14 protein-coding genes are annotated in these 24,597 nt (G+C 70.8%); 7 read left to right on the forward strand and 7 right to left on the reverse strand.

Annotation, left to right across the window (positions count from 1 at the left end; translation table 11 throughout):
* The first annotated feature begins 5 nt into the window (after positions 1-5).
* From ACLJQE_RS19965 to ACLJQE_RS19975, 3 genes are all read left to right on the forward strand, one after another.
* Positions 6-1,064 (forward strand): sensor histidine kinase, encoded by a 1,059-nt coding sequence (locus ACLJQE_RS19965; protein ID WP_410640770.1) that lies wholly within the window; start codon positions 6-8, stop codon positions 1,062-1,064.
* A gap of 7 nt (positions 1,065-1,071) precedes the next feature.
* Positions 1,072-1,737 (forward strand): response regulator, encoded by a 666-nt coding sequence (locus ACLJQE_RS19970; protein ID WP_410640771.1) that lies wholly within the window; start codon positions 1,072-1,074, stop codon positions 1,735-1,737.
* 114 nt (positions 1,738-1,851) lie between these two features.
* Positions 1,852-3,903, forward strand: a complete 2,052-nt coding sequence (locus ACLJQE_RS19975) for an MMPL family transporter (protein ID WP_410640772.1) — start codon at positions 1,852-1,854, stop codon at positions 3,901-3,903.
* On the opposite strand, the gene ACLJQE_RS19980 is transcribed toward ACLJQE_RS19975, so the two are convergent.
* From ACLJQE_RS19980 to ACLJQE_RS19990, 3 genes are all read right to left on the reverse strand, one after another.
* Entirely contained in the window at positions 3,900-6,236 is a 2,337-nt protein-coding gene (locus ACLJQE_RS19980; RefSeq protein ID WP_410640773.1) for a GH92 family glycosyl hydrolase, read from the reverse strand. The genes ACLJQE_RS19975 and ACLJQE_RS19980 overlap by 4 nt on opposite strands.
* A gap of 112 nt (positions 6,237-6,348) precedes the next feature.
* On the reverse strand, positions 6,349-8,520 hold the full coding sequence (locus ACLJQE_RS19985; RefSeq protein WP_410640774.1) for a 3-hydroxyacyl-CoA dehydrogenase NAD-binding domain-containing protein: 2,172 nt from the start codon (positions 8,518-8,520) through the stop codon (positions 6,349-6,351).
* 8 nt (positions 8,521-8,528) lie between these two features.
* On the reverse strand, positions 8,529-9,740 hold the full coding sequence (locus ACLJQE_RS19990) for an acetyl-CoA C-acetyltransferase (RefSeq protein WP_410640775.1): 1,212 nt from the start codon (positions 9,738-9,740) through the stop codon (positions 8,529-8,531).
* A gap of 160 nt (positions 9,741-9,900) precedes the next feature.
* Between ACLJQE_RS19990 and ACLJQE_RS19995 the strand changes: the two genes are divergently transcribed.
* Both ACLJQE_RS19995 and ACLJQE_RS20000 read left to right on the forward strand, forming a co-directional pair.
* On the forward strand, positions 9,901-11,082 hold the full coding sequence (locus ACLJQE_RS19995; RefSeq protein WP_410640776.1) for a TetR/AcrR family transcriptional regulator: 1,182 nt from the start codon (positions 9,901-9,903) through the stop codon (positions 11,080-11,082).
* 506 nt (positions 11,083-11,588) lie between these two features.
* A complete protein-coding gene (locus ACLJQE_RS20000; protein ID WP_410640818.1) occupies positions 11,589-13,367 on the forward strand; it encodes an HEXXH motif domain-containing protein in 1,779 nt (592 codons plus the stop codon).
* 5 nt (positions 13,368-13,372) lie between these two features.
* Here the strand turns inward: ACLJQE_RS20000 and fxsT (ACLJQE_RS20005) are convergent, their stop codons facing one another.
* From fxsT (ACLJQE_RS20005) to ACLJQE_RS20015, 3 genes are read right to left on the reverse strand one after another with little or no spacing between them, the layout of a single operon-like run.
* Positions 13,373-17,632, reverse strand: coding sequence for an FxSxx-COOH system tetratricopeptide repeat protein (gene fxsT / locus ACLJQE_RS20005; protein ID WP_410640777.1), 4,260 nt, complete (start codon positions 17,630-17,632; stop codon positions 13,373-13,375).
* Position 17,633: 1 nt separating this feature from the next.
* Entirely contained in the window at positions 17,634-18,689 is a 1,056-nt protein-coding gene (locus ACLJQE_RS20010) for an AAA family ATPase (RefSeq protein ID WP_410640778.1), read from the reverse strand.
* Positions 18,667-20,196: an effector-associated domain 2-containing protein gene (locus ACLJQE_RS20015; RefSeq protein WP_410640779.1), complete on the reverse strand. Its 1,530-nt coding sequence runs from the start codon at positions 20,194-20,196 to the stop codon at positions 18,667-18,669. The genes ACLJQE_RS20010 and ACLJQE_RS20015 overlap by 23 nt, the downstream gene beginning before the upstream one ends.
* Positions 20,197-20,274: 78 nt before the next feature.
* Between ACLJQE_RS20015 and ACLJQE_RS20020 the strand changes: the two genes are divergently transcribed.
* Positions 20,275-20,733 carry a hypothetical protein gene (locus ACLJQE_RS20020; protein ID WP_410640780.1) on the forward strand — a complete coding sequence of 153 codons (459 nt, stop codon included), beginning with the start codon at positions 20,275-20,277 and terminating at the stop codon, positions 20,731-20,733.
* Between the two features lie 2 nt (positions 20,734-20,735).
* Positions 20,736-22,574: an aKG-HExxH-type peptide beta-hydroxylase gene (locus tag ACLJQE_RS20025; RefSeq protein WP_410640819.1), complete on the forward strand. Its 1,839-nt coding sequence runs from the start codon at positions 20,736-20,738 to the stop codon at positions 22,572-22,574.
* 20 nt (positions 22,575-22,594) lie between these two features.
* Here ACLJQE_RS20025 and fxsT (ACLJQE_RS20030) read toward each other — a convergent pair.
* Positions 22,595-24,597 (reverse strand): FxSxx-COOH system tetratricopeptide repeat protein (gene fxsT / locus ACLJQE_RS20030; protein ID WP_410640781.1); only part of this gene is annotated, 2,003 nt, incomplete at its 5' end.

Here is a 24,597-nt window from a genome sequence, read left to right on the forward strand (position 1 = left end):
GGCGCATGCGGCGTTACGTCCCCGAACTCGCGGTCACCGTCGCGGTGCTCGCCGGCTCGCTGTTCGCCGTGCTGGGCGACCGGCCCGAGCCGGGGCGCCACGCCGCCATCGGCTGGGCGCTCACCGGCCTCTGCTGCGCCGCCCTCTTCTTCCGGCGCCGGTACCCGCTGAGCGTCGCCGCGCTCACGCTCGTCTGCTGCGCGCTCTACTACCCCCTGACCGACCCCGACGGCCTCGTCCTGCTCGCTTTCGCCTACGCGCTCTACAACGCCGCCGCGGCCGGGCGGATCCGCGGGGCCGCGCTGCTCGTCTTCGCGGCGATGGCCGGCGTCACGGCGGGCGAGATCAGCTCGCGGACCGGGCGGCACGTCGACAACTTCGCGTTCTTCCTGATGACCGGCTGGTTCGTCGCCCTGGTCGCCGGCGGCGCCGTCGCGCACTACCGCGCCGAGGCCGAGCGCACCAAGGAGGCCGAGGCCCGGGCGCGCGCCACCGACGAACGCCTGCGCATCGCCCGCGAGCTGCACGACGTCCTCGGCCACCACCTCGCGCTGATCAACGTCCAGGCCGGCGCGGCGCTGCACCGCCGTGACCCCGGGCAGGCCGAGGAAGCGCTCGGGGCGATCAAGGACGCCAGCAAGACCGCACTCCAGGAGTTGCGCGCCACGCTCGGCATGCTCCACCAGACCGGCGGGCCGAGCCTCCAGCGGGTCGCGGAGCTGGCCGAATCGGTCGGCGCTTCCGGGCTGACCGTGCGCACCGAGATCGACGGTGTCGCCCGTGACCTGCCGCCGGACGTCGAGCACGCCGCGTTCCGGGTGGTCCAGGAGGCGCTGACCAACGTCGCCAAGCACGCCGGTGCGAAGACCGTCGTCGTCCGCCTCGGCTACGGCGCCGACGAGCTGTCCGTGCAGATCGACGACGATGGTCGCGGCGGCGCGGCCCCGGCGGGCAACGGCATCCGCGGGATGGCCGAACGCGCGCGGGCCCTCGGCGGCGAGCTGACCGCGGCACCGCGCGAAGACGGCGGCTACCGGGTGCGGGCCCGGCTGCCGGTGCGATGATGGGCCGATGATCCGGGTCCTGCTCGTCGACGACCAGCGGCTCGTCCGCGCCGGCTTCCGGTCCATTTTGGACGGCGAGGCCGACATTTCCGTGGTGGCCGAGGCCGCCGACGGGCGCGAGGCGCTGCAGGCCGCGCACGACCACCACCCCGACGTCGTGCTGATGGACATCCGGATGCCGGTGCTCGACGGCCTCGCCGCCACCCGGCACCTCCTGGCCGACCCGGGCGTGCACCCCAAGGTCGTCATCCTCACGACGTTCGACCTCGACGAAGACGTCTACGGCGCGCTGCGGGCGGGTGCGAGCGGGTTCCTGGTCAAGGACACCGAGCCCGAAGAGCTGATCCACGCCGTGCGCGTGGTCGCCCGCGGCGACGCGCTGCTGGCGCCGTCGATCACCCGGCGGCTGATCGCGGAGTTCGCCGCGCGCGGCACCCGCCCGGCGCCGTCCCCCGCGCTCGACCGGCTCACCGACCGCGAACGCGAAGTGCTGTCCCTGGTCGCGGCCGGGCTGTCGAACGACGAGATCGCCCGCGAGCTCACCCTCAGCCCGGCGACGGCGAAGACGCACGTCAGCCGCATCATGACCAAGACCGGCACGCACGACCGCGCGCAGCTCGTCGTCCTCGCCTACGAGTCCGGCGCGGTGACGCCGAGGTGGCTGGCGCCCTGAGCCGTACTCCCCCGGGAGTACGGGAACGGCCTTAGGGGACACCGCCGGGAGCACGTGAAGTGTCCTCCGCTGCGCGACGCGCGGTAGGGCACCGGTCGCGAATCCTTGTCCACCATGGACACCATCACTCGTACCACGGGCGGCGGCCTGGCGCGGCTGGCCGGCTGGGCGCAGCGCCACCGGTGGCTCGCCGTCGCGCTCTGGGCGCTGGTCCTCATCGGCGTCACGTTCACCTCCCAGCTCGCCGGCAGCGCGTTCCACGACGACAACTCGTTGCCCGGCACCGAATCCCAGCAGGTCGTCGACCTGCTCGACAACACCGCGCAATCCGGCGCGAGCGCGCAGATCGTGCTGAAGGCCGACGGCGGGCTCGCCGCCAACCGTGCGCCGATCGACGCCATGCTGGGTGAAGTCCGGTCCCTGCCGCACGTGCGATCGGTGACCGACCCGCTCGAGACGCTGTCGCGCGACGGGCGGATCGGCTACGCCACCGTCACGTTCGACGCGGCCTCGACCGCTCTCCCCTACGACGACATCGTGAAGTTCGCCGACACCGCGAAGCGGGCGGGGCCCGTCGAAGTCGCGCTCGCCGGGGACCCGATCGCGCGGATCTCCGAGAGCGGCGGCCCCGCGGAAGGCGTCGGCCTGCTCGCCGCGCTGGTCATCCTCATCTTCCTGTTCCGCTCGCTGCTCGCGGCCGGGCTGCCGGTCATCACCGCGGTGTTCGCCGTCGGCTGCACGCTGGGTGTGATCACGGTCGTCTCGCACTTCGTCGACATCGCGAGCTACACCTCGCCGCTGATGATGCTGGTCGGGTTCGGTGTCGGCGTCGACTACGCGCTGTTGATCTTTTCCCGTTACCGCAGCGAAATCCTCGCCGGCCACGACCGCGAATCGGCCGCGAGGCGGGCGCTCGACACGGCAGGCCGCTCGGTGCTGTTCGCCGGGACGACCGTGATCATCGCCCTGCTCGGCCTCCTCGCGCTCGGGCTCGGCGGGCTGCGCGGGGTCGCGCTGTCCGTCGCGCTCACCGTCCTGATGACGATGGTCGCGTCCGTCACGCTGCTGCCCGCGCTGTTGTCGCTGTTCGGCAAGCGGCTCGAACGCGGCATCCGCCGGCACGCTCTCCGGAAGGAACCCGGCAAGGCGTGGCGACGGCTCGCCGACGGCGTCCAGCGGCGGCCGCTGGCGCCGCTCGCCATCGGCTTGATCGTCCTCATCGGACTGTCCATTCCGGCCGCCGGAATGCGGCTCGGGTTCGCCGACGCGAGCACCGACCCAGCCGGTTCCACCACCCGCAAGGCCTACGACCTGCTGGCCGAGGGCTTCGGCCCGGGCTTCACCGGACCGCTCGCGGTCGTCGCCGAGGACGGTGACCCCGTCGCCCTGCAGCAGCGGCTCGCGTCGACGCCGGGCATCGCCCGCGCGCTGCCGCCGACGGGTCGCACGGTACTCGCCTTCCCGACGACGTCACCGCAGGACGAAGCCACGGCCGAGCTGGTGACGCGGCTGCGGTCCGAGGTACTGCCGACACTGCCGGGCCACTACCTCGTCGGCGGCTCGGTCGCGGCCGCGACGGACTTCGCGGGCGCCGTCGCCGACCGGCTGCCGCTGTTCGTGCTGGTCGTCGTCGGGTTGTCGGCGTTGCTGCTGATGGTCGTGTTCCGGTCGATCCTGATCCCGCTCAAGGCGGCGCTGCTCAACCTGCTGAGCATCGGCGCCTCCCTCGGCGTGATGACGCTGGTGTTCGGCGACGGCTGGTTCGGCGCGCAACCGGGTCCGATCGAGGCGTTCGTGCCGGTGATGATCTTCGCGATCGTCTTCGGGCTGTCGATGGACTACGAGGTGTTCCTGGTGTCCCGGATGCACGAAGAATGGCGGCGAACCGGCGACGCGCGGCTGGCGGTGCGCGAAGGACTCGCCTCGACGGGCGCCGTGATCACCGCGGCCGGCGCGATCATGGTGCTGGTGTTCGGCGCGTTCCTGCTCGACCCGTCCCGGATGCTGGCCCAGTTCGGCCTCGGCCTGGCGGTCGCGGTGCTGCTGGACGCGCTGGTGATCCGCTGCCTGATCGTCCCGGCGGTCATGCGGCTGCTCGGGGCCAGGGCCTGGTGGCTGCCGCGGTGGCTGGACCGCCGTCTGCCGCACTTCGCGCTGGAGCCCTAACTCCCCCAGCTCGCCGGGGCCTCCGACAGCCGGAAGTCCAGGCCGCCGCCGGTGCGCACGAAGTTCCCGTCGAGCTTCCAGTCGCGCTGGGGACGGCCGTTCCGGCGGACGTCCTGGACGTACTTCCCGCTTCCCGAGGTCGTGATCCGGATCGGCGCGCCGCCCGACGGCCGGATCACGGCGCTCGGGAACAGCGGGCTCGACAGCAGCAGTTCCGCCGAGCCCGGCGTCCGCGGGTAGAGGCCGAGCGCGGCGAAGACGTACCAGGCGGACATCGTGCCGAGGTCGTCGTTGCCGGGCAGGCCGGACGGCCCGGTCGTGTAGACGGAGTTCACCAGCTGCCGCACGGTTTCCTGCGTCTTCCACGGCTGCCCCAGCTCGTTGTACAGCCACGGCGCGTGGATGTCCGGCTCGTTCGTCGGGTCGTACTTGAGCGGGCCGCCGCCTTTGAGCTGCCAGTTCCCGTTCGCGTCGTGGAAGAAGCCGTCGAGGCGGGTGACGGCGGCGGCCTTGCCGCCCATCGCGCCGGCGAGGCCGGAGACGTCCTGCGGGACCATCCAGGTGTAGGCGGCCGCACTGCCCTGGGCGAAACCGCGGTCGCTCGCCGGGTCGAACGGCGTCACCCAGCCGCCGTCGACGTTGCGGGCCTGCGCGTACCCGGTAGCGGGGTTGAAGACGTTGCGCCAGTAGGCACCCCGGGCGCCCAGTTCGGCAGCCTCACGGGGACGGCCGAGCTGCTGCGCCCACCGGCCGAGCGCGAAATCCGCCACGGAGTCTTCGAGCGTCTCGGCGGCGCCGCCCCAGCAGTGGCAGACGTCGTTCGGCGCGTAGCGGGACGTCAGGTACTGCGCGAGGTTCGGCCGCTGGCCGACGCACTGGCCGGGGCAGCCGCCGTCCTGCAGGCCTTCCGGCCGCGGGACGGTCGCCTGCCGGTACAGCGAGCCGAAGGCACCGCGGTGGTCGAAGTTGCGGACGCCCATGGCGTAGAAGGTCGCGAGCGTCGCCGCCGACGGGTCGCCGGTCATCACGTGCGTGGCACCGTTGACGTGCACCCAGCGGTCCCAGACGCCGTCGTTCTGCCGCGCGTAGTTGTACAGCGACTGGGCGAAGTTCCCGGCCACGCGCGGTTCCAGCAGGGCGAGCAGCTGGATCTGGGCCCGGTACTGGTCCCAGCCGGAGAAGTTCGAGTACTGCGCGTCCTGCCCGGGTTCGACGCGGTGGGGTTTGCGGTCCATGCCCAGGTACCGGCCGTCGACGTCGCTGACCAGGTTCGGCTGCTGCAGGCTGTGGTAGAGCGCGGTGGTGAAGACGATCCGCTGGCCGGCCGTCCCACCGCCGACGTCCACGCGGCCCAGCTCGGCGTTCCAGGCCCGTTTCGCCTTCTCCGCAATGCTGTCCACAGTGGACTTCGGCGGCTGTTCGGCCCGCAGGTTGCGTTCGGCGCCTTCGAGGGAGACGTAGGAGATCGCGATCCGCATCGTGACCCTGCTGCCGGGCGCGAACGTCACGTAGCCGCCGGAACCGCGTCCGGCGCGGTCCTTGCCGGTCGCGTAGCCTTCGCCGCCGGTCTGGTCGAGGCCGCCGGGCTGGAGCGTCGCGTCCCGCCACGTCCCGGTGCCGGTGAAGGGCTGGTCGAACCGGGCCGTGAAGTACAGGCGGTAGTAGGACTTGCGGTTGTTGACCCCGCCGTTCGCGCGGCGGCCGCAGAAGGCGCCGGTGAGCACCGACCCGGTGACCGCGCGGTTCGCCGGGTCGAGGTGGGTCTCGGCGTCTTCGCTGCCGTTGAGCGAATTCGAGGTGCGGAAGAGCAGGCTCGCGGGCTTGCCCGCCGGGTACCGCAGGGAAGCGATCGCGGTGCGTTCGGTCGCGGCGGCGTCCGTCGCGACACCGTCGGCGAGGCCGAGCCGGTAGCGCCCGGGCGTCGCGGCTTCGTCGGCGTGGCTGAAGTTGCTCGCGTAGACCGCGTCGGTGGTGTCGGCGGTCGGCGAGGAGGTGACGTCACCGGCGAACGGCAGGATCGGCACGTCACCGGCGGCGCCGGGGTTGCAGCCGGCGCCGTTGACGTGGGTGAGGCCGAAGCCGCGGATCCGGGTGGTGTCGTACTGGTAGCCGTTGGCGGCGCCGGTGCTCGTCTGGTCGCCGCGGGTGCTGGTCGGGCTCCAGGAGAGCATGCCGAAGGGCGCGGTGGCGCCGGGGTGGGTGTTGCCGTCCCCGGCCGACCCGATGAGCGGATCGACGAAGTCGGCGGGACTCGGCCCGGCCGCCTCCGACATCGTTGTCAACGTCGAGGCCAGCAGAGCGGCGGCGAGTGCCACCGTGAGGGAACGGCGCATGGGCGGAGATTAACCCGCACCCGGTGGCTTGCGGGGAAACGGAAGCGGACAAACCGGTGGACATGACGGAGGCCGCCACCGGGATGCGGTGGCGGCCTCCGACGTCCGGCCCTTATTCGTAGATCTCGCCCTTGGCGGCCTTCTCCACCAGCGAGGCAGGCGGCTCGAAGTGGTCGCCGTACCGGGCGGCCAGCTCACGCGCCCGGTCGACGAAGCCCTGCAGGCCACCCTCGTACTGGTTGATGTACTGGATGACGCCGCCGGTCCACGCCGGGAAGCCGATGCCGAAGATCGAGCCGATGTTGGCGTCGGCCACCGACCTCAGCACGCCCTCGTCGAAGCACTTGACCGTTTCGAGCGCCTCGGCGAACAGCATCCGCTCCTTGAGGTCCTCGAACGGCACCTGCGCCGAGCCGGACTTGAACGCGTCGCGCAGGCCCGGCCACAGGCCGGCGCGCTTCCCCTCCGAGTCGTACTCGTAGAAGCCCGCGCCCGCCGAGCGGCCCTTGCGGTCGAACTCCTCGACCATCCGGTCGATCACGGCCTCGGACGCGTGCGCCTGCCACGTGCCGCCCGCGGCCTCGATCGCCTCGCGCGTCTCCTTGCGGATCTTGCGCGGCAGCGTCAGGGTCAGCTCGTCCATCAGCTGCAGCGGCGGCGCCGGGTAGCCCGCCTGCGCGCCGGCCTGCTCGATCGACGCCGGCTCGACGCCCTCGCCCAGCGCGGCGACGGCCTCGTTGATGAACGTGCCGATCACGCGCGAGGTGAAGAAACCGCGGCTGTCGTTGACGACGATCGGGGTCTTCTTGATCTGCAGCGTGTAGTCGAAGACCTTGGCCAGCGTGGCCGGCGACGTCTTCTCGCCGCAGATGATCTCGACCAGCGGCATCTTGTCCACCGGCGAGAAGAAGTGGATCCCGATGAAGTCCTCGGTCCGCTGCACGCCCTCGGCGAGGGTGGTGATCGGCAGGGTCGAGGTGTTGGAGCCCAGCACCGCGTCGGCGTTGACGATGTTCTCGATCTCGCCGAACACCTTGTGCTTCAGCTCGACGCTCTCGAAGACGGCCTCGATGACGAAGTCGACGCCCGCGAAGTCGGCCGGGTCGGCGGTCGGCTTGATCTTCGCCAGCAGCGCGTCCGACTTCTCCTGCGTGGTCTTGCCGCGCGAAAGGGCCTTCTGCTCGATCTTGGCCGCGTAGCCCTTGCCCTTCTCGGCCGCCTCCTGCGAGACGTCCTTGAGGACGACGTCGATGCCGGCCTTGGCCGAGACGTACGCGATCGCCGCGCCCATCATCCCGGCGCCGAGCACGCCGACCTTCTTGGCCGTGTACTTCTCGAAGCCGTCCGGCCGCGAGCCACCGGAGTTGATGGTCTGCAGGTCGAAGAAGAACGCCTTCGTCATGTTCTTCGAGACCTGGCCGGTGGCGAGGTGGATGAAGTAGCGCGTCTCGATCTGGATCGCGGTGTCGAAGTCGACCTGCGCGCCCTCGATCGCGGCGGCCAGGATCGCCCGCGGCGCCGGCATGTTCGCGCCCTTGATCTGCTTGCGCAGGTTCGCCGGGAACGCGGGCAGGTTGGCCGCGAAGCTCGGGTTCGACGGGGTGCCGCCGGGGATCTTGTAGCCCTTGACGTCCCAGGGCTGGACGCCGCCCTCGGGGTTCGCCTTGATCCACGCCTTCGCGGCGGGGACGAGCTCCTCGACCGTGCCGACGAGCTCGTGCACCAGGCCGAGCTCGAGCGCCTTGGCCGGGCGGTGCCGCTGGCCCTGCAGCAGGACGTTCAGCAGCGCGCTCTGGATGCCGAGCAGGCGCACGGTGCGGACCACGCCACCGCCGCCGGGCAGCAGGCCCAGCGTCACCTCGGGCAGGCCGATCTGGCTGCCCTTGACGTCGGCGGCGATGCGGTGGTGCGTCGCCAGCGCGATTTCCAGGCCACCGCCGAGCGCGGCGCCGTTGATCGCCGCGACGACCGGCTTGCCGAGCTGCTCGATGCGGCGCATCTGCCCCTTCATCAGGGCGCTGCCCTCGGTCAGCTCGGCCGCGTGCTCCGGCTTGGCCTGGATGAGGTCGTTCAGGTCGCCGCCGGCGAAGAAGGTCTTCTTCGCGGACGTGATGACGACGCCGGTGATGGAGTCCTGCTCGGCCTCCAGGCGGTCCACGGTGACGCCGAGCGACTCGCGGAAGTCGGCGTTCATCGTGTTCGCCGACTGGTTCGGGTCGTCGAGGGTCAGCGTGACGATGCCGTCTTCGTCCTGTTCCCAGCGGATGGTCTTGCTCTCAGCCATTAGTGTCCTCACACCCGCTCGATGATGGTGGCGACGCCCATGCCGCCGCCGATGCACAGGGTCACCAGCGCGCGACGCGCCTGGCGGCGTTCGAGCTCGTCGACCACGGTGCCGACCAGCATCGCGCCGGTGGCGCCGAGCGGGTGACCCATGGCGATCGCGCCGCCGTTGACGTTGACCTTCTCCTCGTCGAGGTGCAGGTCCTTGATCCACTTGAGCACGACGGACGCGAACGCCTCGTTGAGCTCCCACAGGTCGATGTCCTCGGGCTTGAGACCCGCGGTCTTCAGGACCTTCTCGGTGGCCGGCGTGGGACCGGTGAGCATGATCGTCGGCTCGGAGCCGATCGACGCGGTCGCCACGATCCGGGCGCGCGGGGTCAGCCCGAAGGTCTTGCCGACCTGCTCGGAGCCGACCAGGACCAGCGCGGCGCCGTCGACGATGCCGGAGGAGTTGCCGCCGGTGTGGACGTGGTCGATCTTTTCGACCGAGTGGTACTTCTGCAGCGCGACGGCGTCGAAGCCGCCCAGCTCGCCGATGCCGGCGAAGGCGGGCTTGAGCTTGCCGAGGCTCTCGACGGTGGAGCCGGGGCGGCGGTGCTCGTCGTGGTCGAGGACCGTGACGCCGTTGATGTCCTTGACCGGGACGACGGACTTGGCGAAGTAGCCGCCGGACCAGGCCGCCTCGGCACGCTCCTGCGAGCGGACGGCCCAGCGGTCGACGTCCTCGCGGGAGAAGCCCTCGATGGTCGCGATCAGGTCGGCGCCGGTGCCCTGCGGGACGATGTAGTTGTCGTAGGCGGTGGCCGGGTCCATGAACAGCGCGCCGCCATCGGAGCCCATCGGCACGCGCGACATCGACTCGACGCCGCCGGCGATGATCAGGTTGTCCCAGCCGGAGCGGACCTTCTGCGCGGCGGTGTTGGTGGCCTCCAGGCCGGAGGCGCAGAACCGGTTGAGCTGCACGCCGGCGACGGTCTCGGGCAGGCCCGCGTTCAGCGCGGCGGTGCGCGCGATGACGGCGCCCTGCTCGCCGACCGGGGAGACGACGCCGAGGACGATGTCGTCGATCGCCTTCGGGTCGAGGTTCGGGTGGCGGACCTTCAGCTCGTTGATCAGGCCGACCACCAGGTCGACCGGCTTGGTGCCGTGCAGGGCACCGCCCTTGTTCTTGCCGCGAGGCGTGCGGATCGCCTCGTAGATGTAGGCCTCGCTACTCACTGAACTACTCCTCGCGAGCGTGTCGGAACGTCGTTGTACCTGGGCGTGTCACAGCCGACTATACCGGCCAGTAGGGCTAATGGCCATTAACATATCTCCGGATAACCCCATGGTGTCAATGGGTTGCCGGTGTGTCCCGAACGGCTATCGTTCACTCACCATGACCGACGTCGAACGCAGCTCGCGCCCCCGCGACCGCAAGGCCCAGCTGGCCGCGGTGGCGGCGGAGCTGTTCCGCGCCCGCGGCTTCCCCGGGGTGTCGATCAAGGACATAGCGGACGCGGCGGGCGTCACCGGCCCGGCGCTGTACCGGCACTTCGCGGACAAGCAGGCGATCCTGGCGTACGTGGTCCTGAGCGGCTTCGAGGACATGGAGGCGGCGACGGCGGAGGCCCTGTCGGACTCGGTTCTGCCGTCCGGCCAGCTGCGGGCCCTCCTGGGCCTGCTCGCCACCCAGGCCGTCGAGCGACGCGAGATCGCGGCGTTGTGGCGCTGGGAAGGCCGTCACCTCCCCAAGGAGGACCAGCGCGAGATCGCCCGCCGGTCGGCACTGGTGCTGGCGGCGTGGTCGAAGGCGCTGCAGGCCCGGCGCCCGGAGTTGCCGGCCGAAGACGCCGAGCTCCTCTGCTGGGCGGCGCTGTCGGTGTTCGGCAGCGTGTCGGTCCACCACACGTCGGTGGCCCGCCGCCGCTTCGCCGCGCTCCTGGTCCAACTGGCCCTGAACGTGCTGAACGCCACACTGCCCGCGCCGTCTTCCACGCCCCCGGCCGCGGCGGTGAGCGTGGGCACGCCATCCCGCCGCGAGCAGGTCCTGGCCGCGGCGACGACCCTGTTCGCCCAGCGCGGCTTCCACGACGTGAGCATGGAGGACATCGGAGCGGCGGCGGGCATAGCGGGCCCGAGCGTGTACCGCCACTTCCCGAGCAAGGCCGCGCTCATGGTGGCCATCGGCCACCGAGCGGCGGACAGGTTGGCCCTGGCGGCCGAGCTCGCCCTCCAGACGTCGGACGAGCGCTCGGCCCTGCACCGCCTGGCGGCGTCGTACGTGCACACGATCTTGCACACCCCGGAGCTGCTGGTGTCGTTCTCGGCGGACCGCGTGACGATGCCGGACCGGGACAAGGTCGACCTGCTGCGCGTCCAGCGCGACTACGTGGCCCAGTGGGTGACGCTGCTGTCCGCGGTGCGGCCCGAGCTGCCGCCACGGGAAGCGAAGATCACGGTCCACGCGGCGTTGACCATCGCCAACGACCTGGCCCGCACCCGCCGAGTGGCGTCGCGGCCGAATTTCGCAGCCGAGCTGACCGCGTTGCTCCACACGGTCCTCGGCGTCGCGAACTAGTCACAGCCCGGAGGGCCATCGTCGCGAAAAATCGACAATCAACCGCCCGGAATTGCACCGCGGCTTTTTCGGTCACACCAAGCGCAACCACTCCCTAACACAGCGTGCCTAATACGGTGACACCAACCGGGTTCGATCATGTGTTTGCCTGGATTTCCGCCCCGCAGATCCTGTTGCCAGGACAAACGCTTAACCGGGGTCACCCGAATGGAGCAGTGTCCAACGTGCTAAATTATGCTCCTTCCAGTCGATTCAAGCCACAGAAGAGGAAATATCGGCATGCGATCTCCGGATGGCAATGGACAACCGGGGATCAAATCCGAACTCCTCGATCTGAGCGCGATCTCTCTGTCCGAACTGCGGAAACTCGACCCCGTCGCGCTTCAGCGGTCGATCCGCCACGCCGCGGACCGGACCGCTCACATTCCGGTGACCGCAAGCGGCAGTGGCGCCGGCGCCAAGCGCGTCGACTGATCACCGCTGGCGAAAGGTTCTCCGTGCGCACGATGGACCGCGTCCCGGCCGAGCCGGATGTGCATTCGACCGACTGGGACACCTTCGACGGGCTGGCCGTGGGCGGCGGCGGGGTCGCCGCCGTGGGCGTTCTGCGCACCGCGGATCGCAGCCGCCGCCTACTCCTGCTGTACGGCCTGGTGAAGCGGGCGGCGACCGACCCGCGGCTGACGGGACCGCTGACCGGATCCGATGCGGCCTGGGATCTGCTGGTCCGGGCTCAGGAGGCCGATCCGGACGCGCTGGAGCGGATCCTCGCCCACCCGTACACCGGCAGCTGGGCGGGGTACACCACGCGGCTGATCGAGCAGGACCTGACCGGGGAATGCCCGCTCTGGGTGCACTATGGCTACCTGCACGCGCTCGCGGCCACGGCGGCGATCCACGCGGGACTGGACTTCACCGTTCAGGTGCCGGTCTGGGATGGCACCGTCGTGCTGCCGACGCTGGGAGCGGCCCGGCTGGCCGAAGATCGCGGCTTCACCACCGCCGAGGTGCGCGGAACAGCGGGCGCCTTCACGGTTCGCGGCGAACATTCGTGTGTCGCCCCCGGGCAACCGGCCTGGAGCCCGCTCCGGGCGTTCCGGTTCGAGGCCCGCGATCGCGTTCTCGAACTGCGGCTCGACGACCTGGACCCGCATCGCGGTTTGTACCACCCGATCCCGCCGGCCCGGCTGCCGGAAACCGATTCGGCGATCTGGCGTGACCTGCTCGGCGAAGCTTGGAGCCTGATCGTCGAGCACCTGCCCGAGTACGCCGAGGTCCTGCCCGCGGGCCTGACCTCGATCGTGCCGGAGCCGGCCGTCCCGTTCCGGCTCCCCAGCGCGTCGACCGGCGAAGCCTTCGGCAGCGCGGTCATCGCGGCCCCGGACGAACCGGCGACCCTCGCCGCGGCACTCGTCCACGAGTTCCAGCACATCCGGCTGGGCGCCCTCCTCCAGCTCGTCCAGCTGCACGACGACGACCGAACCGAGCGGCTCTACGCGCCGTGGCGGGAAGATCCCCGGCCGCTCGGCGGGCTGGTGCACGGGATCTACGCGTTCTTCGGGGTCGCGGCGTTCTGGCGAGCGCTTTCCCGGGCCCGACCGGACGATCTGCTGGCCGCGTTCGAATTCGCCCACTGGCGCACCCAGAGCTGGCGCACACTCGAAGCGATCCGCGAAGACCCGGCCCTGAGCGACGCGGGGCGGCGTTTTCTCGGCGAACTGGGCGCCGTGCTCGGCCCGTGGCAGGACGAACCGACAACGGGTGAAGCGGCGCAGTGGGCGGACACGCTGGCCGCGGACCACTACGCCGGCTGGCTGCTTCTCCACCTCCGCCCGCAGCCTGAGACAGTCGCCGGACTCGCGCGGGCCTGGCAGGACGGACTCCCCTGTCCGCCCCTGTCACCGGGAGGCCGCTTGGCCACCGTTTCGGACGGTGACTGGTCGAACGCCCGCGCCGACCTGATCCGGATCCGGCTGGGCGAGAACGGCGAAACCCGGCTGCCGCAACTGTGGTCGCTGGTCCCGGAGGCGCTGGAGGCCGATCGCCTGCTGGTGGACGGCCTGGTGGACGAAGCCCGGAGCGCGTACGCCGCGCAACTCGCGGCCGATCCGGACCACGCTTCGGCCTTGATCGGCTTGGCTCTGTCGCTCCCGGCCGGACCGGCCAAACGGGCCTTGCTCGCCGTGCCCGAACTGGTTCGCGCGGTGCACCGGGAGCTGCGTGCCACGGGCAGTGCCCCCGCGGTCGAAGACCTGGCCACCTGGATGGGCGCAGGGCTCTCCTGACCGCGTCACAACGGCATCGGGTCGATGTCGCACTCTGCGCGCACCGCGTTTTCCGCGGCGGTGATCGCGGGGTGGCCACGCCGGAGTACCCGGCCGATCGCGCCGAGCACCTCCTGGTGCTGGCTGATCGCCTCCCGGAGCCGACCCAGCCGTTCGAGGTCCAAGGCCCGGTTGAGCCGGGCCGCGAGCGTGACGGGGTGGCTCTCGGGCAACGCCCTCCGCAGCCGCGCGAGCGTTTCGGTGTTCATCCGCAGCGAACGCTGCACGTCGCCGAGCGCGTGCCAGTCGTTCGCGGTGTTGAGCGAGCAGGCCAGGACGTGCGGGTGGGCGGGGCCCAGCCGATCCCGCAGCCTTGTCAGCACTCTTTCGTCCCGGCTCAGCGCGGCGGCCGGATCCCCGAGCAAGCGCAGCGTCACGCCGACGTCCGCATCGGCCACCAGGGTGTGCGGGTGCCGGTCGCCCATGTTGGCCCGGTACAGCGCCAGCACCTGCTCGCCGAGCTCGAGTGAGGCCGCCAGCTCGCCCGCGTTGCGGAGGTCCAGCGAATGGGCCAGTGCACAGGCCAGCGCGTTGGGGTGATCCGGCCCATACGTGTGCCGGAAGCGCTCCAGCGCGCTCCCGGACAGGCTCAGCGCGGCCTCGTGGTGACCGTCCTTCCGCTGCGCGACCGCAAGGTGGTAATCGCGCCGGACGACGCCGTCGGTGTCGGACCCGAACAAGCCGCGCACCCGTTCCACGACCTTCTGCTGCTCGATGCGCGCCCAGGAATAGTCACCGAGTTCCCGTCGGCAGATGATCATGATGTTGAGGGTCAGGATGGTTTCCCAGTTGTCGTACCCGAGGACCTCCGACCGGCGTTCGTAGGTGTCCTCGCTCAGCCGGCGCGCCTGCTCGTACTCGCCCGTCAGCAGCAGCGACACGACCAGGTCGTGCGCCGCACCCAGCGTGGACGGGTCGTCGTCGCCGAAGAGAGACCGGAACTTTTCGTAGGTTTTCCGATTGAGATCCCGCGCCGCGAAGAAGTCGCCGTTGGCTTTCAGCCCGACGGCCACCAGCATCTCCGCCCGCAAAGCCTGTTCCGAGTCCGGCCCCGCGGTCCGCCGGTAGAGCCGCAGCGTCCGCCTGCCGACCTCTGAAGAGGCCTCATACCGGCCGAGCACCCACAGCATGACCCCGAGTTGCTGCGACGCGGCCAGTGCCTGGGCGTCCTCCTCGCCGTACCGGTCCGTCCACGCCGCCGCAGCTTCTTCAGCCAGCGCCAAGGCTCCGGCGTGATCACCGGAGAAGTACAGGAACTGCATCAGGTTGAGCAGTAACCGCCGGACCCACGGGTCATCGCAGTCGACGAGTCCGGCGTGCCGCAGGTGTGGCAGCACCATCTGGTAGCGCGGCCACAGCGAGGCAGTCTTGGGGTCGTTCGGATCGAGGTTGGCCAGCAGCAGGGCGGCACCGTGGCGCATCTCGGCGCGGGTCCGGCCGGACATCCGGGCCCGCAGCGCCAGTTGCGCGAGCCGGTGCAGGAGCAGGGTGCCACTGCGGTGATCCAGCTTCGCCAGCCGGCACCGGTTGATTTCCCGCAGCGCCCGGTCCAGCAGGTCGGGATCCCGCATCGCCGTGTCCAGTTCCGGAGCGATCGACACTCCCCGCACCCCGGCGAACAGGCTGCGGGAAATCGGCTCGGCGGCGAAGAACGCACAGACCTGGAGCAACTGGTGCGCGGCCGGGTTGCGGATTGCGAGGCCGTCGAAAGAAATGTTCCAGGCGGCCGCTACGCGGATCTCGTCGTCCGACGTCCGCGGGGACGTCGAGAGGATCTCGGCCACCTTCTCGTCCAGGAGGCGGGTGTACTCGGCGACCGGGATGCCGGATTCGGCCCGCCACGCCGCGGCCTGCGCCAGCGCGATCGGCAGGTCGCCCAGCTTCCGCGCGAGTGCGTCCGCGTCCACGTGCGCGACCGCGGGATCCCGGTGGCGCAGGAGTTCGATGCTCTCCGCCCGGGTGAACCGGCCCACCGCGATCGACTCCGCGGGAAACTCGCCCGGAGCGGCGTCCCGTGCGGTGACCAACGTCCGGCCCGGCCCGCCGGCCGGCAGGAACGGCAGGAGGGACTCCGGGTGGTCGGCCGCGTCGAAGACGAGCAGCCAGCGGCGATAGGGCTTGCCCGCGCGCAGCGCCGCCAGGACGGCGGGCACCGCGGTGAGGGTCTCTTCGGCACCCGGCAACCGCAGCTGCCGGGCGAGCTCCGTCAATGACGCCCTGATCTGCGACTCCTGGGGCGCGCTGACCCACCAGACGAGGTCGTGGTCGCGCAGCTGCCGGTAGATGTACTCGACCGCGATCTGGGTCTTGCCGAGGCCCCCGGGGCCGTGCAGGACCGCGCAGCCCGCCGGCCGCAGACCGGCCGCGAGGTGGTCGAGCAGTTCGCGGCGGCCGACGAACTCCGGGTTGCGCGCGGGAACCGCTCCCCAGACGATCGGCGCGTCGGTCGTGATCCGCCGGACGCGGCGCAGGGAGGTGGCCGCTTCTTCCCGGACGTCCGAGACCAGCTGCTCCGCCGCGAAGCCCGGCTCGGCGGTGACGGGCGGGGCCTCGCCGTCCTCCGTGACGGCGTCCCGGTCTTCCTCCGCGGCCGCGAGCTCGTGCTCCCGCGCCTGGAGGCGTTCGGCTCGCCAGGCGTACGGGCCCGAGAGCGCGCGCATGACGACTCGCTCGAGGGAGATGTCCGCCGTGTCTTCGGGCAGGGCGGCGCGGTCCGGGTCGGCGAGTGCGTCGGCGATCTTCAGCAACACCGGGTGCCGCTCGCCGAACCGCTGTCCGGTCGCGGCGACCACCCGCACGGTCTCCGCTCGCCGTCCGGTCGCGAGCAGCGCCTCGCGAACCGGGATCGGGAACTCGAAAACGGCGTCGTCTTCGCGGGTGTTCGCCTTGGGCGGGGCGAGGAGCCCGCTGGTGAACACCTCGGCGAGGTGGGCCGTCCCGGCTTCGGGCACGAGTTCCGCGCGGACGAACCGCGCGATCGGCAGGCTGACCGGCACCGCGGCCAGCAAGGTCGCGAGCCGGAGCGCGGGCGGTGTGGCGGCACCGACGAACCGCCGGACCCGCTCCCCGGCCGACAGCGGAACCGCGGGCTCGTCGTCGTCCACCGGCTCGGGCAGCGGCTGGTCGCGGGCGAGCAGGACCGTGCCCGGAACCGCGTCGGTGACCGTCCGCGAAATGAAGCGCACCCACCAGCTGAACCACCGGCCCTCCAGTTCGAGGACCGGGACGGGTACCGCACCGGCGGTGGTCTTTTCCGGATCCGCCATGGTCATCCAGGCGTCCGGCAGCTCGAACCCGTAACGGCGGTTCGGCCGGAACGGGCCGGGCGACGCGAGCAACGCCCGGTGCAGCGGCAGACCGCCCTTCTTCCACAGGTACTGGGGCAGCAGGTGCACCAACGCGACCGGCATGCCGCGGCTCCACTGTGCGAGCAGCGGCGACACCAGGTCGCGCCGCCACGCTTCGCCGACGCCGTCGGTGAGGACCAGCATGAGCCGGTCGCCGTACCAGCCGAGGAGTTCGGCCGCACTGTGCTGCGGCGCGTCCGGAGTGCCGCCGCGCAGCACCGGTGAGAGGGAGCCGTCCGTCGCGCGGGCCTCCGTTTCGAGGTACCGGATCCGGACACTCCGAAACGCCCCCAGCTGTTGCACCAGCCTCAGGAACGCCGTGACTTCCGACTGCCACAGAGCCATCGACGCACCCGCGTCGACCACCACCGTCAGATCGAGGACACGGGTCGTCGGAGCGGGCTTCAACAGGGGCAGCCAGAGGCCGTCCTGTGCTGCCTGCTCGGCGGTCGCTTCCTCGTCCAGCTGGAGGTCGTCTTCCCGGGTGGACGGACGCAGTTGCTTCAACGGCCGGAGGGACCGCAGGATGTCCGGACCACCCGGCATGGTCCCCGTCTTCGAGGTCCGGCCGTTCGACTGCGTCCCCTGACGACCGCCCCCGTGGACGTCCCGCGTGAACCCTCCGACCACGCGATGCCGTTGCCGCCTGGCCACCGGCTCGGCCCCCGCGACCGGCCGCGGGCCCGCCCCCGGGTCCGGTTCACGGACCGCTGGCGGCGGCAGCTCGGGCGCCGGATCCGGGGCCGGGGGACGGGGTTCCGGTTCGCCGTCCGGCTGCGGTGACGTCCGGCGGACCGCCGCCAGCCAAACCGCGTCGGCGACTTCGCTCCACGACAGCAGCTCGTCCCCGACCCGGATTTCCCGCGGCTCCCCGGCCATCTCACGGCACCACGGAATTCAGCTGCCGCCAAAGCGCGTCCACCAGCCGCGGCCAGGAATCGCCTTCGTCGTGGTACGCCCCCGAAGTCGCCAAGTAGACCGCCTCGAGCAGCTTGTCGACCGGCAGCCCGCCGAACGCCTCGCTGCGGCTGACGAACTCCTCGACGATGCGGGACCGGTGGGTGTCGTCCGGATCGAGTGCGTGTGCCGCCACCATGGCCGCCAGCTGCTCGATGTCCGGGTCCTGGAGTTCGAGCCGCAGGCACCGGCGCAGGAAGGCAGGCGGGAAGTCGCGGTCGCCGTTGCTGGTGATCACGACGAACGGGAACGCGACGCACCGGACCCGGCCGTCCACGACCGTCGCCGTCAGGTCGGGGTCGGCCGTGAACACCTCGACCTCCCGGGTCCGGCTGCGCATCCGCACCAGTTCGGGGATCGTGAACTCGCCGTCCTCGAACAGGCTGAGCAGGTCGTTCGGCAGATCGGCCTCGCTCTTGTCGAGCTCGTCGATGAGCAGCACGCGAGGCAGCCGGCGGGGCAGGAAGACCGTGCCGAGCTCGCCGAGCCGGAGGTACTCGCCGATCGGCGGCTCGTGCTCGCCGTTCCGCGCGGCCGAACGAGTGCCTGCCGCCTGGGCCCGGCCGATCGCGTCGTAGGCGTACAGGCCGGCCTTCAACGTGGTGTGGGACGTGATCGGCCACCGGAGCACCCGGCCCAGCCCGAGTTCGCGGGCGACCCGGTACGCGAGGCTCGACTTGCCGCTACCGGGCCTGCCGGTCACCAGCAACGGCCGCCGCAGGTACAGCGCCGCGTTGACCATGTCGATCTCGTGCGAGTCGACGTGCCTGGCGATCAGCCGGTGCTCCGACCCCAGCCGCCGGGCCGCCTCGCCCTCGTCCGGCGGCACGACGTCCTCGTCCGGCAGCGGCCCGCCGTCGAAGGCCCGCCACGGTGGTGCCGGTGGGAGCAGATCGGCGAGCGTGGCACCGCCGAGCGGACGGCCGGTACCGCGGTAGATCCACCAGTCCGGCCGTTCAGGACGCTTTTCCCCGTTCATCCGCATTCTCCCGAGTCACATCCGACAGGTAAGGGCCATCGTCCAGAAAGATCAGCCTGCTCGGGTCGTCCCACAAGATCACCAGATCGCCGGCCACCCGCAGGTCGACCGGAATCGTCACCTCGCGGAACGACGCCCGCCGGGAGTCCTGGGTCCGCACGGGAAGATCGCCGAGCCCGCCGCCGTCGACGAGCCAGGCGACGAGTTCCCGCACCACCTCGGCGGGCGCGTGGGGGTGCCAGAGCAGGGCCGGGATCCCCGTTCGCAACCCCGTCGCCAGCTCGTCTTCCCCGGGGCGCGGCCGCACGGGCGGCGGTTCGGCGAGCACCATCACCAACCACCGTCCGTCGCTGAGGGTGGCGTCGAGCCGATGGCGCTTCGCGGTGTCCTGCGGCCGGCAGTAATACACCCGTTCAGCGGACGGATCGCCGAGCATCGCTTCCCACCGGATCCGCCACGCGCGATGCCACTGCCGGGAAAACATCCGTTCCAGTGACCGGATGACGATCGGGTAGTCGAGGGAAAGCGGCCGGGGATCCCCGGTTTCGTGTTCCTTGCACCACCGGTGCACCGGCAGGTTGACCAGCGCCCGCGGCAGGATGAACTCGAGCGCCACCTCCTCGCGGTATTCCGCCCACGCACGTTCGGCGTCGACGACCAGTCGGTCGACGTGGTGCTCGAGGTCCACGCCCTGGACCGTGGCCATCCCACCGCGGGCGGGCGGCCACTCCCGCGGATCTTCCTGCCGCCAATGGGAAACGACGTGCCGGTCGGGGTCGATGCCGTCCACTTCCACCATGATCACCAGGTGCAGGCGCAGTCCGTCGCCGGCCCCTGGCCGGTGTTCGGCGCGCAATTCGTGCAACCGAGCCTCGCCCTGGACCCGCCGGGCCTGCCAGGTGTTCCATTCCCGCAGTTCGTCGCCGAGTGGCCGCGGGCATTCGGCGGCGACGAGCTCGATGAAGGTCAGCGCCGGTGGCAGTCCGTGCGCCGGCGTGTTGAATTCGGTCAGCAGGCAGAACGCCTCCCAGGCGTCAGCCGGTTCGCCTGCCGGGCACGCCGCGGGACTCGCCGACCGCCGGAGCAGCGCACCCAGCCTCGGCGGGGCGACCCCGGCCAGCGCCGAGCGCAGCCAAAGCAGTTCGGAATCCGGCAGCAGGTCGTGCATCCGCGGTTCGTGCACGAGCCGGTGCAGGAGCTCGGCTTCCGGAGAGCCCGGCCGCAGCATGCGGACGGCCTGGTCGAGCGCGTGCATCCCGCCTTCCGCTCTGGCGCAGGCGTTGACGACGTCGATCAGCTGGTCCCGCCCGGTGGCGTGTTCGGAGAGGGTCAGCGGGAAACCGAGGTTGTCGTGGATCAGATCCACCAGCAGCGCCCGGCCCGGCCGGTCGGCGGCCAGGCCGGCTTTGGCGAGGAGGTTGACGATCGCCTCCCGGACCGCGACGCGGACCGTCGACGGGAGGTGCAGCTCAGGGCTCGGTCCGTAAGTTCGTTCTCCGGCCGACACTGGACGAACCACCTCCCGCCCGGCAGCCCGGGAACGGTGATTTTACCCACCGGTCCCCGGAATGGGAGTGGGCAAAAGATGGACAAGGTATGGGCGGAAGAGAGCGAGTTACCGGGTGCACGGAAGCTGCCTTTCGGCGAGCGGACGGTGCATCTTCGCGTGCGGGACGACCGGATTCATGATCGAATGGACGGGCCGCCTGCGAATCCCGCTGCGGCGGACGGGTCCGGCCCGTATCGCCCGAACGGCGCACTGCGTCCGTCCCTGTCGCAACTGCCCGACATGCGGGATAATGCAAAGCGGGCCGACGGGGTCCGTTCTCCCTGCGAGAAGGGAAGCGTGATGCAGGAAGCTCGTTCCGGCGCGGAAGACGGAATCGAATCGGAGCTCGTCGATCTCGGCGGCGTTTCGCTCATCAGACTGCGCACACTGGGCGGCGGTGAAATGCGCCGGGCATTGCAACATGCGGTGGACCGCGTCGCCCACATCCAGGTGACCGCAAGCGGGAGCAGCGGCAGCGCGAAGCGAGTCGATTGATCGTGGAACTGGCGGATTGTCCAAACCCGGCCACGGAACTGAGCCGGCACCGGCTGCGGTGGACGGACTTCGACATGATCGCGCGCGGCGATGGCGACCCTGGCCTGCTGCACAAACTGCGGGCAGCCGAGCGAAGCCGTCGCCTGCTGCTACTGCGCGGTCTGGTCGAAGTGGCCACGAAATCCGAAGATTTGTACCGGCCGCTGCCCTCACCGGAAACGGCGTGGGAACTGCTGGCCAGAGTCGAACGGGTAGCGCCGCAAGAACTCGAAGCGATTCTTTCCCACCCGTACACCGGAACATGGGCGGGCTACACAACCCGGCTGTACCGGCACGACGTCACCGGGGTCTGCCCTTTCTGGGTCCACGTCGGGTACGTGCACTGCCTGGCCGCGGCGGCCGCCGTTCGCGCCGGAATCCCGTTCGAGGCGGAACTACCGGTGTGGCGCGGGACCGCCGTACTGCCGACGCTCGGACTGGCGCACCTGCGGGCCGAGGCACCGTTTTCCGTCGCCACCATCCGGAGCTCACACGGCGTCGTGGAAATCCACGACCGGCACTCGGTGGTCCGCCTGCCGGCACGCCTGTCCGCCGACGCACCGGGATGGTCCGGGATCAAGGAAGCCGTTCTGTGGTCGGGTGAGCAGCGGCTCGCGGTCCGGCTCGACGACCTGGATCCGTATCGCGGGCTGTACGAGCCGATTCCGCCGGAACGGTTGCGCCCGGTCGAGGTCGAATCGTGGCGGACCGTGCTCGACGAGGCCTGGCGGCTGCTCACCCGGCACTTGCCCGCCGTCGCCGAGGTCCTCCCGGCCGGCCTGGATTCGATCGTGCCGGCGCCGGCCGTCCCGTTCCGGCTGCCCAGCGCGTCGACCGGGGAAGCGTTCGGCAGCGCGATCGTCGCCTACGGCGAGGATCCCGCCACGCTCGCGGCCGCGCTCGTGCACGAATTCCAGCACATCCGGCTCGGCGGCCTGCTCCACCTCGTCCGGATCAGCACGGACGACCCGCGGGAAAGGCTGTACGCGCCGTGGCGCTCCGACCCGCGTCCGATCGGTGGGGTGCTCCACGGGATCTATGCCTTCTTCGGCGTGACGTCGTTCTGGCGGGCGCTGGCCGCGGCCGAACCGGACCACGAGCTCGCCGCCTTCGAATTCGCCCTTTGGCGCGAACAGGTCTGGCGCACCCTCGCCGCGGTGCGGGTCGACGAGAGCGTCACCCCGGCCGGCCGCCGGTTCCTCGACGGCGTCGCCGCCAAACTCCGGCCGTGGCAGACCGAACCAGTCGCCGCAGGCCCCCGCAAGTGGGCCCGCTTCGCGGCCGAAGACCACTATGCCGCCTGGCGGACCAGGCACTTGCGTCCCGACCCAGCCACAGTCGCCGAACTGGCAGCGGATTGGCGGGTAGGGCTCTCGCGGCCCCGATGTGCCGTGACCGGTCCGCCGGAGCCCCGGGTGCCAACCCCGGTGCCGGACGGGGATTGGCAGGAAGCTCGCACGGACCTGATCCGGCTTCGTCTCGGCCCGGACGGCGCCGCTCGGTTCGACGAGCACGCGCTTTCGGTCCCGGGGGCGACGGAAGCAGACCGGCACTTCGTGGCCGGGCGGCCTCTGGAAGCGGCCGCCGAGTACCGGCGCCTGCTGGCCGTGGACCCGGACGACCCGTCGGCACTCGTCGGCCTGGGCCTCGCCCTCTCGGCGCGGAGCACCGGACCGGCGTCGCGGGCGCTGCTGCACCGCCCGGAACTGGTCCGGGCGGTGCACCGCCTGCTGCGCGACGAGCCGGGAATGACGCCGTCCGTGGAAGCGATCGCCGGCTGGCTGGGCCGGTTCACCCACTGAACCACCCGGCCGGTGGCGGCCTACAGCGGCATCGGGTCGATGTCGCAGTCCGCCCGGACGCCGCGCGACGCCGACTCCGTTCCCGGGTGGGTCTCTCCGAGCACCAGCCGGTACCGCGTCATCACGTCCTCGTACAGCACATCCGCTTCGGCGGTTTGCCCCGTGGCCCGCAGGTCCAGCGACCGGTTGAGCTGCACCGCCAGCGTGGTCGGGTGATCTTCGCCCAGGACACGACGGGCCCGGTCGAAGAGGTCGGCGTCGAGGGCCATTGCCTCCTCCACCCGGTCGAGTGCGAAGAGGTCACTGGCCAGGTTGATCCCGCAGACAATGGTGTGCGGGTGGTCCTCGCCGACCTTCTCGCTCAATCCGGCCAGCGCCTTCTCGTCGATTTCACGAGCGTTCAACGGATTGCCGCTGAGGCGCAGGGTCACCCCGAGGTCGAGCTGCGCCGACAGCGTGTGCGGGTGGCTTTCCCCGAGGTTCTCCCGGTAGAGGTCGTACACCTCTTCGCCGAGCTTGCGGGCTTCGGCGAACCTTCGCGCGTGCCGGAGGTCGATGGAATGCCCGAGCGCGCAGGCCATCGCGTTCGGGTGGCTGTTCCCATAGCGGATGCGGAACCTGCGCAACGCATCACTCGAGAGCTCGAGCGCCGTGTCGTGGTCGCCGTCCTTGCGACACGACACTGACTGGTAGTAGCGGCGGCGGAGTGTACCGACGCTGTCCCCACCGTAGAGCTGCTCGGCACGCTCCGCGATGCGTTCCATCTCGATCTTGGCCCAGGGGTAGTGCCCGAGTTCGCGGCGCGCGAGCACGAGCAGCACCGAGGTGCCGATCGTGTCGACGTTGTCGAACCCGAAAATTTCGACACGACGGCTGTAGGTCTTCTCCGCCAGCTCACGGGCTTCCGCGTATTCGCCGGTCAGCAGCAACGCGACGACGAACTCGTGCGCGGCGCCGAGGGTGACGGGGTCGTCTTCACCGTACAGGCCTCGGGCATTGACGTAGATTTCCCCATTGCGCCGCCGCGCATCCGAGAAGTCACCCCGCGCCTTGAGGATGAGCGCGTAGGTGAGCATCGCGCCCAGCGTCTCCTCCCTCGTCGAGCCGATTGCCTCGGTATAGCGATCCAGGGTTTGCTTGCCCAGTTTGGCCGCGTCGTCGTATCGCCCGACCACCCAGTAGAAGAACGCGAGTTGCTCGGAGGCCTTCAGTTCCAGCAGAGGCGGGTCCTCGACCAGTTCCTCGCCTCGGACCAGCCGTTGCTCCCGGTCGGCCGTCCACGCCTTGACCGCCCGCTCGGCCAGAGAACGCGCGCCTTCGTGATCGCCCCAGTGGTAGAGAAACCTGAACAGGTTGATCACAAGCTGGCGTGCCCATGGATCGGTGCAGTCTGTGAGCTCGGCGTCGTAGATGTGCGGCAGGATTTCCTGGTACCGCGACCAGGTCTCCGGCGACGCCGGGTTGTTCGGGTCCAGCTTCGCCAGCAGCAGGTGCGCCCCGTGCCGCATCTCCATCCGGTGTTGTTCGCTCATCCTCTCGCGCAAGACCAGCTGGACCAGGCGGTGCAGGAGCAGGGTGTTGCTGCGGTGGTCGATCTTCGCCAGGCTGTACCGGTTGACGTCGCGGATCGCGCGCCCCAGTCGCATGGGGTCGCGCAGGGCCGCGTCGAGCTCCGGAGCGATGGAAGCTTCGCGCACCCCGGTGAACAGGCTCCGCGAAATCGGCTCCGGCGCGAAGAACGCACAGACCTGGAGCAGCTGGTGAGCTGCCGGGCTCCGCGAGCTCAGCTCGTCGAACGAGACGTTCCACGCCGCGGCGACCGACACTTCGTAGTCGTTGGGCGCGGCCGTGTCGAGGATTTCGGTGACCTTCTCGTCGAACAGCTCCAGGTAGTCCCGCGCGGGCATCCCGGTCTCGGCCAGCCAGGCGGCCGCCTGCTCGATCGCCAGCGGCAGGTCGCCGAGCTTCTCGGCGATGAGGTCGGCGTCGGCGTCGACGAGTTCGGAACGACGCAGCGCGAGCA

It is taken from the genome of Amycolatopsis sp. lyj-346, from assembly GCF_046548975.1.
Lineage (GTDB): Bacteria > Actinomycetota > Actinomycetes > Mycobacteriales > Pseudonocardiaceae > Amycolatopsis.

Excerpts from the sequence above, each read along its gene's own strand:
- ACLJQE_RS19995 (WP_410640776.1), top strand. The coding sequence starts at position 9,901 with ATGACCGACGTCGAACGCAGCTCGCGCCCCCGCGACCGCAAGGCCCAG.
- ACLJQE_RS20010 (WP_410640778.1), bottom strand. The coding sequence starts at position 18,689 with ATGAACGGGGAAAAGCGTCCTGAACGGCCGGACTGGTGGATCTACCGC.
- ACLJQE_RS20020 (WP_410640780.1), top strand. The coding sequence starts at position 20,275 with ATGGACAAGGTATGGGCGGAAGAGAGCGAGTTACCGGGTGCACGGAAG.
- ACLJQE_RS19980 (WP_410640773.1), bottom strand. The coding sequence starts at position 6,236 with ATGCGCCGTTCCCTCACGGTGGCACTCGCCGCCGCTCTGCTGGCCTCG.
- fxsT (WP_410640777.1), bottom strand. The coding sequence starts at position 17,632 with ATGGCCGGGGAGCCGCGGGAAATCCGGGTCGGGGACGAGCTGCTGTCG.
- ACLJQE_RS20000 (WP_410640818.1), top strand. The coding sequence starts at position 11,589 with ATGGACCGCGTCCCGGCCGAGCCGGATGTGCATTCGACCGACTGGGAC.
- ACLJQE_RS19965 (WP_410640770.1), top strand. The coding sequence starts at position 6 with ATGCGGCGTTACGTCCCCGAACTCGCGGTCACCGTCGCGGTGCTCGCC.
- ACLJQE_RS19975 (WP_410640772.1), top strand. The coding sequence starts at position 1,852 with ATGGACACCATCACTCGTACCACGGGCGGCGGCCTGGCGCGGCTGGCC.
- ACLJQE_RS19970 (WP_410640771.1), top strand. The coding sequence starts at position 1,072 with ATGATCCGGGTCCTGCTCGTCGACGACCAGCGGCTCGTCCGCGCCGGC.
- ACLJQE_RS19985 (WP_410640774.1), bottom strand. The coding sequence starts at position 8,520 with ATGGCTGAGAGCAAGACCATCCGCTGGGAACAGGACGAAGACGGCATC.